This window comes from Clostridium drakei (assembly GCF_000633595.2).
Lineage (GTDB): Bacteria > Bacillota > Clostridia > Clostridiales > Clostridiaceae > Clostridium_AM > Clostridium_AM drakei.
On the sequence record NZ_JIBU02000045.1, the window covers coordinates 25,465 to 40,088 of the forward strand.

14 protein-coding genes are annotated in these 14,624 nt (G+C 28.7%); 12 read left to right on the plus strand and 2 right to left on the minus strand.

Annotated features, from left to right (window positions below):
* The first annotated feature begins 9 nt into the window (after positions 1-9).
* The 3 genes from EG57_RS0219545 to EG57_RS0219555 all read left to right on the plus strand — a co-directional run bounded on the left by EG57_RS0219545 (position 10) and on the right by EG57_RS0219555 (position 2,268).
* A complete protein-coding gene (locus EG57_RS0219545) occupies positions 10-1,239 on the plus strand; it encodes an ammonium transporter (RefSeq protein ID WP_032078817.1) in 1,230 nt (409 codons plus the stop codon).
* 108 nt (positions 1,240-1,347) lie between these two features.
* A complete protein-coding gene (locus EG57_RS0219550) occupies positions 1,348-1,638 on the plus strand; it encodes a thiamine-binding protein (protein ID WP_029162927.1) in 291 nt (96 codons plus the stop codon).
* Positions 1,639-1,788: 150 nt separating this feature from the next.
* Entirely contained in the window at positions 1,789-2,268 is a 480-nt protein-coding gene (locus EG57_RS0219555) for a response regulator (protein WP_032078818.1), read from the plus strand.
* 25 nt (positions 2,269-2,293) lie between these two features.
* Here EG57_RS0219555 and EG57_RS0219560 read toward each other — a convergent pair whose 3' ends face one another.
* On the minus strand, positions 2,294-4,207 hold the full coding sequence (locus EG57_RS0219560) for an ABC-F family ATP-binding cassette domain-containing protein (protein WP_032078819.1): 1,914 nt from the start codon (positions 4,205-4,207) through the stop codon (positions 2,294-2,296).
* A 324-nt stretch (positions 4,208-4,531) separates the two neighbouring features.
* Here EG57_RS0219560 and EG57_RS0219565 point away from each other — a divergent pair, with 324 nt between their 5' ends.
* From EG57_RS0219565 to EG57_RS0219605, 9 genes are all read left to right on the plus strand, one after another.
* Positions 4,532-5,176 carry a redox-sensing transcriptional repressor Rex gene (locus tag EG57_RS0219565; RefSeq protein ID WP_032078820.1) on the plus strand — a complete coding sequence of 215 codons (645 nt, stop codon included), beginning with the start codon at positions 4,532-4,534 and terminating at the stop codon, positions 5,174-5,176.
* A 343-nt stretch (positions 5,177-5,519) separates the two neighbouring features.
* Positions 5,520-6,410 carry a sulfide/dihydroorotate dehydrogenase-like FAD/NAD-binding protein gene (locus EG57_RS0219570; RefSeq protein ID WP_032078821.1) on the plus strand — a complete coding sequence of 297 codons (891 nt, stop codon included), beginning with the start codon at positions 5,520-5,522 and terminating at the stop codon, positions 6,408-6,410.
* Positions 6,410-7,798: an NADPH-dependent glutamate synthase gene (gene gltA, locus EG57_RS0219575; RefSeq protein WP_032078822.1), complete on the plus strand. Its 1,389-nt coding sequence runs from the start codon at positions 6,410-6,412 to the stop codon at positions 7,796-7,798. The genes EG57_RS0219570 and gltA overlap by 1 nt, the downstream gene beginning before the upstream one ends.
* A 217-nt stretch (positions 7,799-8,015) precedes the next feature.
* A complete protein-coding gene (locus EG57_RS0219580) occupies positions 8,016-8,795 on the plus strand; it encodes an RNA polymerase sigma factor (RefSeq protein ID WP_032078823.1) in 780 nt (259 codons plus the stop codon).
* 91 nt (positions 8,796-8,886) lie between these two features.
* The gene (locus EG57_RS0219585; RefSeq protein ID WP_032078824.1) at positions 8,887-9,333 is read left to right on the plus strand and encodes a DUF3795 domain-containing protein; all 447 of its coding nucleotides are present in this window, start codon (positions 8,887-8,889) and stop codon (positions 9,331-9,333) included.
* Between the two features lie 105 nt (positions 9,334-9,438).
* On the plus strand, positions 9,439-9,852 hold the full coding sequence (locus EG57_RS0219590; RefSeq protein ID WP_032078825.1) for a C-GCAxxG-C-C family (seleno)protein: 414 nt from the start codon (positions 9,439-9,441) through the stop codon (positions 9,850-9,852).
* 418 nt (positions 9,853-10,270) lie between these two features.
* On the plus strand, positions 10,271-11,188 hold the full coding sequence (locus tag EG57_RS0219595) for a DNA-3-methyladenine glycosylase family protein (RefSeq protein WP_032078826.1): 918 nt from the start codon (positions 10,271-10,273) through the stop codon (positions 11,186-11,188).
* A 404-nt stretch (positions 11,189-11,592) separates the two neighbouring features.
* Positions 11,593-13,080: a 4Fe-4S dicluster domain-containing protein gene (locus EG57_RS0219600; RefSeq protein ID WP_032078827.1), complete on the plus strand. Its 1,488-nt coding sequence runs from the start codon at positions 11,593-11,595 to the stop codon at positions 13,078-13,080.
* A gap of 126 nt (positions 13,081-13,206) precedes the next feature.
* The gene (locus tag EG57_RS0219605) at positions 13,207-13,932 is read left to right on the plus strand and encodes a TVP38/TMEM64 family protein (RefSeq protein ID WP_032078828.1); all 726 of its coding nucleotides are present in this window, start codon (positions 13,207-13,209) and stop codon (positions 13,930-13,932) included.
* Positions 13,933-13,943: 11 nt separating this feature from the next.
* Here the strand turns inward: EG57_RS0219605 and EG57_RS0219610 are convergent, their stop codons facing one another.
* A complete protein-coding gene (locus EG57_RS0219610) occupies positions 13,944-14,579 on the minus strand; it encodes a TIGR01906 family membrane protein (protein WP_032078829.1) in 636 nt (211 codons plus the stop codon).
* Positions 14,580-14,624: the final 45 nt, after the last annotated feature.

Consider the following 14,624-nt stretch of genomic DNA (forward strand, 5'->3'; position numbering starts at 1 on the left):
ATTTAGAAAATGACAAATATTAACGCAGGAGATACAGCATTAGTACTTATAAGTGCAGCATTAGTATGCTTAATGACTCCAGGTTTAGCATTTTTTTATGGAGGACTAGTAAGAAAGAAGAATGTTTTAACCATTATGATGCAAAATTTTATATCTATGGGCATAGTTACATTTATATGGGTATTTGGAGGCTTTAGCTTAGCATTTTCAGGAGATATCGGAGGAATTATAGGAAATTTTAAGTATTTTGTATTAAATGGAGTTGGAATGACTCCTAATCCTAGCTATGGTCCAACTATACCTTTTCTTGCATTTTTTGTTTATCAAGAAATGTTTGCAGTAATAACACCTGCTCTTATTACAGGAGCTTTTGCAGATAGAGTTAATTTTAAAAGTTATTTAAAAATCTTAGCTCTATGGAGTTTATTTGTATATGTACCAGTAACTCATTGGATATGGGGAGGAGGATTTCTTGCTAAATTAGGTGTAATAGATTTTGCTGGAGGAATTGTTGTTCATGTAACAGCAGGTGTAGCAGCTTTGGTTTCCGTTATGTATGTAGGAAAGAGAAAAATACTTTCAGAGGAAAGTACAGCTCCTCATAATATAGCTTATGTTGCTTTAGGTACAGGACTATTATGGTTTGGATGGTTTGGATTTAATGGAGGAAGTGCTTTAGCAGCTAATGGAGTTGCAGCAATAGCATTTGCAAATACAGATATAGCAGGATCGGTAGCCATGATAATGTGGCTTTTAATATCTTGGGCACATGAAAAGAAACCAAGCATGATTGGAGCCTTAACTGGTGCAGTAGCTGGTCTTGCAACAGTAACTCCTTGTGCCGGATATATAGAACCATGGTCGGCAGTAATAGTAGGATTGCTTTCAGCAATTGTGTGCTATGCAGCAGTGCAATTAAGAGAAAAATTTGATTTAGATGATGCATTAGATGTTTGGGGGGTACATGGAGTAGGTGGAATTCTTGGATCAATACTTGTAGGAGTGTTTGCAAGTAAATCAGTAAATGGAATTAATGGCTTAATATATGGCAATGCACATCAATTTTATGTACAGTTGATAGGGGTTGCAATAGTAGCTAGTTATACTTGTGTGATAACTTTTATAATATTTAAGATTGTAGATCTAGTTGATCCTGTAAGAGTTAATGAAAAAATAGAAATAGAAGGTCTTGATAAGGGAATACTTGGGGAAGTAGCATATGATTTTGACCTAAAATAACCTGATAAAAGCTTCTTGAGTTTTTAACTTAAGAGGCTTTCTTATTGACATCAAATGGAAGAATGTATAGTATAAAGGTATATTAAATTATTAAGGGGGATATATAATATGTCAAGTGTTAATGTTAGCCTACAAGTGCTTCCGGTGGTAAAGGAAAAGGATTTATATGGAGTAGTGGATAAAGTTATAGAATATATAGATTCCTGTGGTGTAAAGTATGAAGTTGGTCCTATGGAGACTACTATGGAAGGTGAAATGAATGAGCTTTTAGAAATAGTGAAAAAAGCGCAAGAAATATGTGTAGAAAATGGTGCTGAAAGAGTTATGTCTGTAGTAAAGATAGATTATAAAAGTGAAGGCGTTACTATAGATGAAAAAGTGCATAAATATAGAAAATAAATATAGAATTTTAGATGACTTTCTTAATTATTCATGGAAGTCATTGTTTTTTTATACATGAATTTAATAAATATGAATAAAATGCATTGAAAAACAGGGAATTATAAGTTAAAATCATAGTAAATATATTTATTGTATGGTGGTGAAACCATGAAGAAGGTAATTCTTATTAATGATTGCAAGTTCCAAAGCATTATTATGAAAGATATGCTAAATGACCTTGGTTATGAGGTCAATCTTACAAATGAATATGGAGCTTTGGCTAAAATAAAAAAATTCAATCCAGATATAGTTATATGTAATTTAATTATGAAGAATATAACTGGAGAAAAGCTTATAAAAAGCATAAAAGATATAAATAAGAATATAATATGTATACTGTCTTCAGCTAACGAAATAAGGTTAGAAGATTATTCTAAACAGTATATTGATGAAGTTATTCACGTTCCTGTAGAAAAAGAAAAATTAAAAACTATTTTAGAAAAATTTTTAAATAAACCTGATGACTCTAATAATTTACAAAAAGCTAATAATGTTGGGTTTTCTTTTTGTCCATATTGTGGACAAGATTTGGAAGGTTCGAAGAAAGATTTTTCGTTCTGTCCTTTTTGTGGACAAAAATTAAAATGACGGAATAAAAAATCCGTCATTTTTACTATGATAAGTTTTCCCATTCTTCATATAAATTATCTAATTGCTTTTGAGAATCTAATAATTGTTTGTTTATAGATTCACTTTTATCAAAGTCTGAATAAACTTCTTCCAGACAAAGCTTTTGTTGAAGCTGTTTTATTAAATCTTCTATAGTAGAAATTTCAATTTCAATATTTTTTATTTTTAAATTTTTTTCTTTTTGTATTTTTTCAAGCTCTCTTTTTTTCTTTTTTTCATGTTGTAATTGAGTTTTCGTTTTTCCTAAATTATCTTCTTCCTCTTGAAATCTCAATGGATTTTTTTTCTTTTCAATATAGTAGGTATAATTACCTAAATATTCTTTTGCGCCATCTTCCACTAGCTCATATATTTTATTTATAACTTTATTTAAGAAATATCTATCATGGGATATAACAAGAACAGTACCATCATAGCTTAGTATAGCCTTTTCTAAAGCTTCACGAGACATTATGTCTAAATGGTTTGTAGGTTCGTCTAATAATAAGAAGTTGGATTTAGAAAGCATTAATTTTAATAAATTAATTCTACATTTTTCGCCACCACTTAAAGAGCCTACTTTTTTAAATACATCATCTCCTGTAAAAAGAAAAGCAGCTAATGAATTTCTAACTTGGGTTGTGGTTAATTCAGGGAAATCATCCCATACTTCATCTATTACGGTCTTATCATCATCAAGATTAGATTGTTCTTGATCGTAATAACCAATAAAAACATTTTTACCCAATACTGAAAAACCTGAATCAGATTTAATAGTATTCATTATTATCTTAAATAATGTAGTTTTGCCTCTTCCATTTTCTCCTATAAGAGCTGTTTTCTCACCTTTTTTTATATCTAAGTAAAGATTGTTGAATAAAGATTTTTCGCCAAAGCTTTTGCTTAAATTTTCTATGTGAAGAACGTCATTACCACTTTTTATGGTAGTTTCAAATTCAACGTGACCGAGCATTTCTTCTTTATCTGGTGCTTTTACTCTTTCTATTTTATCTAATGATTTTTGTCTGCTTTCAGCAGCTTTTATACTTTTTTCCCTGTTAAAGGATCTATATTTTTCTATTATAGCCTCTTGTCTTTTAATTTCAGCTTGTTGTAAGTTATATGCTTTTAATTGTATCTCATAATTTTTTTCTTTTAAATCTAAAAAAGTAGTATAATTTCCATTGTAACAATTTATATGACCATTTATAAGTTCTATAGTTTTTGAAGTTATAGCATCTAAGAAATATCTGTCATGAGAAATAACTATTACTGTACCTTTATAACTTTTCAAGTATTCCTCAAGCCATTCTATAGCATCTAAATCCAGATGGTTTGTAGGTTCGTCTAAAAGCAAAATTTCAGGATTAATTAACAATAGTTTACAAAGAGCAACTCTAGTCTTTTGACCACCACTTAAAATATTTATTGGTTTATTAAAATCATTTTCTAAAAATCCTAGTCCTTTTAAGACTCTAGATACTTCGCCCTTATAAGTATATCCACCTCTATTGGTGTACAATTCAGAACACATAGTATAATCTTTAATTATTTTACTATGATATTCTTCTTTTTGTGGATTATAAGGTTCATTCATTAAATTTTCTAATTTTTTTAATTTGTTTTCTAGAGCTAATAGATCTTTAAAAACTGTAAACATTTCTTCTTGAATAGTGTTATTAGAATCTAAAGATAAATGTTGAGCTAAATAGCCTATAGTTTTATTTTTATCTATAAATAATTCTCCAGAATCTTGTTCTAGTTGATTTGTTATAATTTTAAAAAGTGTGGATTTTCCAGCACCATTTGGACCTATAAGTCCGACTTTCTCACTTTCATTTATATTAAAAGTTACATTTTCAAGTATAACATCTATTCCATAACTTTTATGAATATCTTTACAACTTAAAACAACCATAATCTCACCTTCCTTAATCATTAATATTTTACTATGTTAAATGAATTTTTTGTAGTCTAATTTCACAAATTATCATATAATTAATGGTTTATTAAATAACTAATAAAATGATAAAAAGTATAAAAAATCATAAATTTAGAAAAATAAACTATTGACATAGTGCATACTTAAATAATACTATAAAAAGTAGTATAGAAAAAAGAATTAGTATGTTAATTGTATAACAAAATATTCATGAAAAATTGTTTTCATTTTGTATTATAAATTTTTAAATGCAATATAGAAACAAATATACTAGAAAATATATATAATAAGAGGTGCTATATGGATAAGAAAAAAAATATATCAATGGCTGTAATAAAAAGATTGCCCAAGTACTACAGGTATTTAGGACAGTTAATGAAGAATGATGTAGATAGAATATCATCAAAGGAGTTAAGTGAAAAGATAGGGTTTACTGCCTCTCAAATAAGGCAGGATTTAAATTGTTTCGGAGATTTTGGTCAACAAGGATATGGATATAATGTAACAGAACTGCATAGCCAAATAGGTAATATACTTGGACTTACTAAACCATACAAAACTGTAGTAGTAGGAGCAGGAAACATAGGTCAGGCTATATCAAATTATACTAGGTTTGAAAAAACTGGTTTTAACTTAGATGCTATATTTGATATAAATCCTAAATTAATTGGTATAAGAATACGTGATATAGAAATAAGAGATATAGATTATTTACCAAGTTATTTGAAAGAGAATCCTACAGAAATTGGAATAATATGTGTACCAGCTAATAGTGCTCAAAAGGTATGTGATACTTTAGTAAAGAATGGTGTTAAAGGAATATGGAATTTTGCACCTGTAGATTTAGTTATACCAGATGATGTGAAAGTAGAAAATGTACATTTGAGTGATAGCTTGTTGACATTAACTTGCCTTTTAAATGATGGTGATGTTGATAATGAATAAGTGATGGCTGTAGCTTAAAAAAAGATAATAATTGAAATTTTTATTTCAATTATTATCTTTTTTTAAGTTTAATTATTAACAAAGTTATAGTTGATTTATGTCGCATATAGTCGTTATAAAACTTAAATATTTAAATTTTATATAATAAATATTATGTATGACTAGTTAAAGGATTTAATGTATGTATTTATATTTTAAAATAAAACTAAAAAAATGTATAAGAGATAGGTCAATATAGTATGCATTATTTGTTATTTAGTTATGCAATTTCTACAATGAATGTGATATAATAATATGTATAAATTCGTATAATTAAAAAATATTTACCAATGGGGGGAATAAAATGTATAAAATTGTTGACAAAAGGAAATTAGCTCCTAGTATATTTCTAATGGACATAGAAGCACCAAGAGTTGCAAAGTCATGTAAACCAGGACAATTTGTAATAGTTAAAATGGATGAAAAAGGTGAAAGAATACCTCTTACCATTTGTGACTATGATGCTCAGAAGGGAACTGTAACTATAGTGTTCCAGACACTTGGTGGATCAACACAAAAAATGGCTGATTATGAAATTGGACAAACATTTAAAGATTTTGTAGGACCTTTAGGACAACCTACGGATTTAGTAAATGAAAGCATAGAAGAATTAAAAAAGAAAAATATAATATTTGTAGCTGGAGGAGTAGGAGCTGCACCAGTATATCCTCAAGTTAAATGGCTTCATGAACATGGAATTGATGCAGATGTAATAGTTGGATGTAAGTCAAAGGAATACTTGCTGTTAGAAGAAGAAATGAAATCGGTATCAGGGAATTTATATATAGCAACGGATAATGGAACTTATGGATATAAAGGATTTGTTACTGATTTATTAACAGAGCTTATTGAAAAAAAGGGGAAAAAATATGATCATGTAGTGGCAATAGGGCCTATGATCATGATGAAGTTTATATGTAAGGTTACGAAAGGCTTTGGTATTAAAACTATAGTAAGTTTGAACCCAATAATGGTAGATGGTACAGGTATGTGTGGAGCTTGTAGAGTTACTGTTGGAGGAGAAACTAAATTTGCCTGTGTAGATGGACCAGAATTTGATGGACATCTAGTTGATTTTGAAGAAGCCATGAGAAGACAGACATTATATAAGACAGAAGAAGGAAAGGCATCAATGGAAGAGCAAGAAAGAAAAGAAGGACATATATGTCATGTAGGATTGGATGGTGATAAATAATGGATAATGAAAAAATGAAAAAAGTACCAGTAAGAGAGCAAGATCCAAAGGCTAGAGCTCACAATTTTGAAGAGGTTTGTTTAGGATATAATGAAGAGGAAGCTGTAAAAGAAGCTTCAAGATGTTTGCATTGTAAAAAGCCTATGTGCGTATCTGAATGTCCAGTATCTATAAATATACCAGAATTTATAGAATGTGTTAAAAATAGAGAGTTCGAAGCAGCTGCTAAGGTTATAGCTAAATCAAGTGCTCTTCCAGCAGTTTGTGGAAGAGTATGTCCACAAGAAAGTCAATGTGAAGGTAAATGTGTACTTGGAATAAAAGGTGAAGCAGTAGCTATAGGTAAACTTGAAAGATTTGTAGCAGATTATTCAAGAGAAAATAATGTGGATCTATCAGAAAAAGAACCTAGCAATGGCAAAACGATTGCAGTGATAGGTAGTGGCCCTTCAGGACTTACTTGTGCAGGAGATTTAGCTAAACTAGGCTATGATGTGACTATATTTGAAGCTTTACATGAAGCAGGTGGAGTTTTAGTTTACGGAATACCAGAATTCAGACTTCCAAAGGAAACTGTAGTTAAACATGAAGTAGAAAATGTAAAAAAATTAGGTGTTAAGATAGAGACTAATGTAATTATAGGAAAAACTGTAACTATAGATGAACTTGTAAATGAAGAAGGCTTTGATGCTGTGTTTATAGGATCAGGTGCAGGATTACCAAAGTTTATGGGGATACCAGGTGAAAATTTAAATGGAGTATTCTCAGCAAATGAATTTTTAACAAGAAATAATTTAATGAAAGCATTTAAAAAAGAATATGATACACCTATAAGAGCAGGTAAAAAGGTTGCTGTAGTAGGTGGAGGAAATGTTGCCATGGATGCTGCAAGGACAGCTTTAAGATTAGGAGCAGAAGTACACATAGTTTACAGAAGATCAGAATCAGAACTTCCAGCTAGAGCAGAAGAAGTACATCATGCAAAAGAAGAAGGTATAATCTTTGATCTTCTTACGAATCCAGTAGAAGTAATAGGAGATGAAAAGGGCTGGGTTAAGGGAATGAAATGTGTGAGAATGGAACTTGGAGAGCCAGATGCATCAGGCAGAAGAAGACCTGTAGAAATTCCAGGTTCAGAGTTTGAAATGGAAATAGACACTATGATAATGTCTCTTGGAACATCACCAAATCCATTAATATCTTCAACTACTAAGGGTTTGGAGATTAATAAGAGAAAGTGCATAGTAGCAGAAGAGGAAACTGGTTTAACTTCAAGAAAAGGAGTATATGCTGGTGGAGATGCCGTAACAGGTGCTGCAACAGTAATACTTGCTATGGGAGCTGGAAAGAAAGCTGCTAATGCTATACATGAGTATTTAAGTAAATAAATATACAATCAAGTATATATGATTTAAATAGTAGAAATTGAGTGAATGAACTCATTTCTACTATTTTTTTACACTCTTTTCAAATATAAATTTTAGAGTATTGGGAAACTTAAAAAATAAGAGAATGTTATTTATAAATAAAGATGTTATTAATAAAACACAAAAAATACATTATGCATGATATAATTAATAAAAAATATAGAAATGAAGTGAATAAATGAGCATTGAAATACTTATAAATACGTATGGAACTTATGTTTTTAATTACGCACTAAAATTAAGTTGTGATCCGAATGTTGCAGAAGATTTAGCACAAGAAACATTTGTTAATGCATGGTTAAAAATTAAAACTTTAGAAAATTCTAATGCAATTAGAGCGTGGCTTAGAAAAATATGTTTTAATAATTTTCTTATGAAACAAAGAAAAAATAGTGGATATAGTGAATTGCTTTATGAGGATATGGATATTCTTGAAAAAGAAGAACGCTTATTTGTGAATGATCTTCCTAGACCTGAAGATGAAGTAATTGTAGAAGAAGCTATCAAGGATCTACAAAATGGTTGTTTTCTTGCTATGGTAAGACGTCTCACCCTGCATCAACGAATAGCATTTTCATTAATTGATATGTTTGGGTTATCTTTAGAAGAAGTTTCAGAAGTAATTGGCATATCAAAAAGTGCCACTAAGGGGCTTCTTTACCGTGCTCATATGAACTTAGATTCATTTTTTAGTAGTCATTGTAATATTTTGGATGTAAACAACCCTTGCAGCTGCAAAGCTTGGATTGAATTTTCTAAAACGCGGGATAATTTGCAAAAGAATTCTCATAGATTAATAACAAAATTAGATTATACTAAATCAAATTATATTTTTAATTCTGAAGTACGTGGAAAGATAAATTTCTTATATAAAAATATGCCAGATAAAAAGCCTCCAAAAGAGTGGTATGAAAAAGTTATTAATATTATAAGTAAAATGTATCTTAGTAAAAATTAAATAAAATTTCATATAAAACGTGACTTCCTCATTTTTCATGCATCTATATAAGTGAAAAGAAATATTTTATGGAATAAGAGGAGGAATTGTAATGAATAATTATGAACAAGCAGTAAGGGATTTAGCTCCGTGCGGAAATGATTGCTCAAGATGTGTAAGTTATGAAAATAGTAAAGTAGTATTATTAAGTAAAGAACTCAATGAGAATTTGGCAAACTTTGAAAATATGGCTAAAAAAATAAAATCTTTTATGCCTATTTTTAATCATTATGAAGAATTTTTAGCAATTTTAAATCATTTTTCAAAAGGAAGTTGTCCAGGATGTCGCTTTAGTGATAAGCCTATTTGCCAATGCAGTATAAATAAATGCCACAAAAAACAAAAAGTGGATTTTTGTTTCCAATGTTCTAAATATCCGTGTAATCCTACAATATACAATGAATCACTTTCTAAAATATGGAAGAAAAATAATGATGATATGAAAAATGCTGGTATAGAAGATTTCTATATTGCACAGAAAGAAAAAACAAGATATTAAGTTATGTTTTATGTTATATAAATCTAGAACATATATAATAATAGTTATTTAAAAAAATTAAATATTAAGTTATAATTTAAGAAAAGATTAAAAGGAGTGGTGAAAATGTTAAAGGATACAGTTAGAAAGTACTATGATGAAGAGTATAATTTAAATTGTGCAGAAACTATGATATATGGTGCAAATGAAGAATATAATATGCAACTTGATAAAAAAACATTGAAGACTATGGCTGCTTTTGGAGGCGGTATGGGTATTGAAAGTACATGTGGGGTTATAAGTGGTTCTTTAGCTGTACTTGGAATATTATTTACCAAAGTGAGAGCTCACGAGAGTGAAAAAATAAAAGAATTATCACAAGAATTTTTTGAAAAATTTGAGGAAAAACTAGGTACTAGTGAATGTGCAATATTGAAAGAAAAGTATAGGAATGATGAAATTAGATGTATCATTATGGTTGATACAGCAGCAGAGATATTAGAAGGAATTGTGGAAAGAGAAATGAAGGCTGAAGGTTAAAGCAAAATATTTAGCTGTATAGAATAAAAATTATGCGATGTAAGGTGCAGTAGAAGTTTAGATTTTAACTTTTACCATATATCACTACATAAAAGTTAAAATCTAAACTAGTAACTTCAAATATACACATAGAATTACATTGCTATAGGTAATTTTAGTAATTCAAAATTATATTTAGTTATAACTAATAACGCTTAAAATTAAGGCGGAGCCTGCTGCTGTACTAATAATATTTAGTTTAAAGAACAGCTTTTTTTATTTTATGGAAATATCTCGAAAGAGATTAATTGTTTAGGTTGTTGAAAAGTATGTATAAGTCGGGTAATAAGTACTATGAAAGTTACTTCGCTTACATTCACTTGCGTGATAATGTACTCATTTTGTAACAATATAAAAAATTAAGAATAGGGGTGTTAAAATGGACTTTAGTTGTGTAGAATCATTTAAAAATGGGGTAATAGTAAAGGATGTTAAAAATTTTGAACTTACTCATATATTTGATTGTGGACAGTGTTTTAGATGGCATAGACAAAAGAATGGTAATTACATAGGGGTAGCCTATGGAAAGGTAATAGAAGTAGAAAAGAAAGAAAATGATGTTATAATTTATAATACTTGTAAGGAAGACTTTGATAAAATATGGATTAATTATTTTGATTTAGATAGAGATTACTCTGAAATAAAAAGTTTGTTGAGTGAAGATCCAACATTAAGCATTTCAGTAAACTTTGGTCATGGTATAAGATTATTAAAACAAGAACCTTTTGAAATAATAGTGTCTTTTATAACATCTGCGAATAATAGAATACCAATGATAAAAAGGGCAATCGAAAATATAAGTTCTAAGTGGGGAGAAAAATTAGAGTATAAGAAAAATACATATTATGCATTTCCAACTATTGAGAAGCTAAGTTCTGTTTCATTAGAGGAATTAGAAAGTTGTGGTGTTGGATTTAGGGCAAAATATATTAAGGATACAGTTAGTAATATAAATACTAAAGGAAATATTGAAAACAAAGAATATGATGAACAGTATGATGTTAAGTGGATAAAGAGTCAAGAGGCTGAAAAATGTCACAAGGAACTTCAAAAGTTTATGGGAATAGGACCTAAAGTTGCGGATTGTATAATGCTTTTTTCTATGGAAAAATATTCTGCTTTTCCTGTAGATGTTTGGGTGAAAAGAGCAATGCAGCATTTTTACTTGGCACCAGATGTTTCTCTCAAAAAAATAAGGGAATTTGGTATAAATAAATTTACAAATTTAGCTGGATTTGCACAACAATATTTGTTTTATTATGCAAGAGAGAATGAAATTAAATTTGAAGAGGATTAATTGAGGAGTAAAATAAATTTTCTTCTAATATTGTTAAAATGGTAACAATTACATGAAAAGTAACTTAATTTTGGATTAAAATATTCCAATAAATTTTGTTTTAAAACCTGTTACATTAATTTAAAAAATCTGTTATAATGTTTGAAGAGTGATGATAACAAAACATCATCAACTGTGTTATTAAAAAATAAATTAAATTCAAAATTAAAGTAATTTTATCAAAGTTAATAATTTAACTAGCAAGTTAAGAATTACAGAGTTAAAAATTATAATATAATTTTTAGCTTTCATATTTTATTTAAACATTTAGTGATTATATTTCATAGTGCTTAAATATCAATGAAATACCTTAGAACAGATTAAAAAATCTTAATTTACTAGTATATAGGAGGATAAAGAATAAGATGGTAACTTTTGAAACCCAATTAAAAAAACTTAAGTATTTAGTATTAAAAGAAGTAGCAGTTATGACAAAAGAAAACAGACTTACAAAAAGAGAATTAGAAAAAGTTCCTATGAAAGTAATACAGGGTGATAAAGCTCAATATAGATGTTGTGTATATAAAGAAAGAGCAGTAGTTTTTGAAAGGGCTCAATTAGCTGCAGGTTTTTTACCTAATGGTGATACTATAAATAATTTATCTATACCTGAAGATGATAAACAAATAATGTATGTTTTACCAGCAGCATGTGATAAATGTCCTATAGATAAATATACAGTTACAGATGCATGTAGAGGATGTATTCAACATAAATGTATGGAAGTATGTCCAGCAGGTGCTGTAAGCAGAGTAGCAGGAAGTGCATATATAAATCAAGAACTTTGCAAAGAGTGTGGAATGTGCAAAAAATCATGCCCATATGGTGCTATAGCTGAGGTTATGAGACCATGCAAAAGAGTATGCCCTACAGGTGCATTGGAAATTAATTCAGATAACAAAATGGCAATGATTGAAAAAGAAGAGTGTATAAATTGTGGAGCTTGTATGGCAGCATGTCCTTTTGGTGCAATATCAGATAAAAGTTACATTAAAGATGTGACTGATGTATTAGTTAATAACAAAAAGGTTTATGCAGTAGTAGCTCCAGCTATAAGTGGACAATTTGGACCAAAAGTAACAGTGGGACAAATTAAAAATGCTTTTAAGAAAATAGGATTTGAAGATATGGTAGAAGCAGCATGTGGAGCAGATGCTGTAACTGTACATGAAGCCAATGAATTTGTTGAAAGAATGAAAGAAGGACAAAAATATATGACAAATTCATGTTGTCCGGGCTTTATGAATTATATTGAAAATAAATTTCCAGATCAAGTTGAAAAAATTTCTGGTACAGTTTCACCTATGGTTGCTGCAGCAAGAATGATAAAAAGTATTGATAAAGAAGCTTTAGTAGTATTTGTAGGACCATGTACAGCTAAAAAGACAGAAATTCAAAGAGAGAGCATAAAAGATGCAGTGGATTATGTTATGACTTTTGAAGAAATAGCTGCTTTAATGGGAGCCTTTGAAATAGATCCTGAAAATTGTGAAGATACGCTAGTAGAAGATGCTTCAAGCTTTGGAAGAGGTTTTGCTCAAGGCGGTGGACTTACAGCAGCAATACAAAATTATGTATCAGATAAAGGAATTAAAGAAGAATTTAAACCAGTAAAAGTTAGTGGAATGGATGAAATAAAGAGAGCTATGACTATGGCTAAGGTTGGAAAACTTCCAGGAAACTTTATAGAAGGAATGATGTGTGAAGGTGGATGTATAGGTGGACCAGCTACTATGGTTTCGATTATGAGGTCAAAACCGCAACTTTCGAAATTTAGTGGACAATCTTCTAAAAAATCGGTACTTTCAAATGAAAAATTAAATAAGTTTGAAAATGTAAATTTAGAAAGATAATTTAATTAGCATTAAAAGCAGCTTTAAATGTAAATAGTGTTTAGAGCTGCTTATTTCGTTTACTTTTTTGAAGTTAGTTGATAATATATAATAAATGTTTATTATATATAGAATTAAGGTGAAAATATGATTGAAGGTTTTACTAGGAAGATTTTTAATAAAATAAAACAATATAAATCATATATTGTTTTAAGCATAATATGCATATTTCTAATTTATTCAGCATATGTTTATTACAGTAAGTATTTTTTCCTGTTTAAAGATCCTAATAAAATAAAATACATAATAATGTCCTATGGAAAATATAGTATTATGGTATTTTTTATGCTTCAGGTTATACAGGTTGTAGCATTTTTTATTCCAGGAGAAATTGTGCAAATTGCAGGAGGATACATATATGGAACAATAGGTGGAGGTATTATATCTTTATTAGGAATAACGGCTGGAAGTATGATTGTATTTTGGATTTCTAATTTTTATGGTAAGCCCCTAATAGATAAAATAATATCTAACAAGGATACAAATTTTTTTAAAAGAATTTTAAACTTAGGGCATATGAATTTTGTGGTTTTCTTGTTGTATTTAATACCAGGTATACCTAAAGATGTATTAGCATATATATGCGGTGTTTCAAATGTGACTTTTAAAGATTTTATTATATATTCTACATTGGGAAGGATTCCAGGAATATTTATATCTGCATATTTTGGTGCTAAAATTGGTTCTGGTAATAAAACGACATTGATACTTATAGCTGTTATTATGACTTTATTATTTGCTATAGGAGTATTTAAAGGTGAGAATTTAGTAAAGAAGATTATTAAACATAGTTCCTTTAAAAATGGGAAATAGATTATATTTATCTATTTCCCATTTCTATTTTTAAGATATAGTATTTTTAAAAGTAAACTTCCAGTAAGCGTAATTAAAATTATTGAAATAGCACAATGAAAAAAATATTTTTCAGGTAAAATATTAATTACTGGATCTTTATTGGGATCAAATAACCAATAATTATTTTTAAAGATTGTTTCGTGAAAGAAGTTAAAGCTTTTGTTGAAATTCACATAAAATGGTATCCAAGCAAATAAGCATATGAACAAAAGTAAGTTGGATGTCCAGTTGAAAATAGAAAAAAGTTTATATTTATAAGTATATAAAGCACCTAATATACCTATTATAGTAAAAATAAAGAACATTGAATTTAATTTTCTGAATATATTTTTAACTTCTAAAAAATGAATTTTGCCTTCATTAGAAGAGTTAAGTGTTGGTATATTAAATGTTTGTTTTTGGGGACCATTTATATAATTTATTAAATAATCATAAGTAATTTGTATTTCTTTTTGTGATAATGAGGTACTATTTTCTATATTTAAATGCTTTATGTCGAAATAATAAAGATATTTAAAGTTTAAAGTAGTCTTTATAGAAAATAATAGTATGAATATGGATATGGAAATAGAAAATATAAGTTTAAGGTATGTGTCTAGCTTCATAATAAAAATCCTCCTAGGGTTTTTATTTAGTTTTTAATTATAACT

What these genes read in the sequence shown, in the direction of transcription:
- EG57_RS0219545 (WP_032078817.1), top strand. Translation starts at nt 10, where the DNA reads ATGACAAATATTAACGCAGGAGATACAGCATTAGTACTTATAAGTGCA.
- EG57_RS0219550 (WP_029162927.1), top strand. Translation starts at nt 1,348, where the DNA reads ATGTCAAGTGTTAATGTTAGCCTACAAGTGCTTCCGGTGGTAAAGGAA.
- EG57_RS0219555 (WP_032078818.1), top strand. Translation starts at nt 1,789, where the DNA reads ATGAAGAAGGTAATTCTTATTAATGATTGCAAGTTCCAAAGCATTATT.
- EG57_RS0219560 (WP_032078819.1), bottom strand. Translation starts at nt 4,207, where the DNA reads ATGGTTGTTTTAAGTTGTAAAGATATTCATAAAAGTTATGGAATAGAT.
- EG57_RS0219565 (WP_032078820.1), top strand. Translation starts at nt 4,532, where the DNA reads ATGGATAAGAAAAAAAATATATCAATGGCTGTAATAAAAAGATTGCCC.
- EG57_RS0219570 (WP_032078821.1), top strand. Translation starts at nt 5,520, where the DNA reads ATGTATAAAATTGTTGACAAAAGGAAATTAGCTCCTAGTATATTTCTA.
- gltA (WP_032078822.1), top strand. Translation starts at nt 6,410, where the DNA reads ATGGATAATGAAAAAATGAAAAAAGTACCAGTAAGAGAGCAAGATCCA.
- EG57_RS0219580 (WP_032078823.1), top strand. Translation starts at nt 8,016, where the DNA reads ATGAGCATTGAAATACTTATAAATACGTATGGAACTTATGTTTTTAAT.
- EG57_RS0219585 (WP_032078824.1), top strand. Translation starts at nt 8,887, where the DNA reads ATGAATAATTATGAACAAGCAGTAAGGGATTTAGCTCCGTGCGGAAAT.
- EG57_RS0219590 (WP_032078825.1), top strand. Translation starts at nt 9,439, where the DNA reads ATGTTAAAGGATACAGTTAGAAAGTACTATGATGAAGAGTATAATTTA.
- EG57_RS0219595 (WP_032078826.1), top strand. Translation starts at nt 10,271, where the DNA reads ATGGACTTTAGTTGTGTAGAATCATTTAAAAATGGGGTAATAGTAAAG.
- EG57_RS0219600 (WP_032078827.1), top strand. Translation starts at nt 11,593, where the DNA reads ATGGTAACTTTTGAAACCCAATTAAAAAAACTTAAGTATTTAGTATTA.
- EG57_RS0219605 (WP_032078828.1), top strand. Translation starts at nt 13,207, where the DNA reads ATGATTGAAGGTTTTACTAGGAAGATTTTTAATAAAATAAAACAATAT.
- EG57_RS0219610 (WP_032078829.1), bottom strand. Translation starts at nt 14,579, where the DNA reads ATGAAGCTAGACACATACCTTAAACTTATATTTTCTATTTCCATATCC.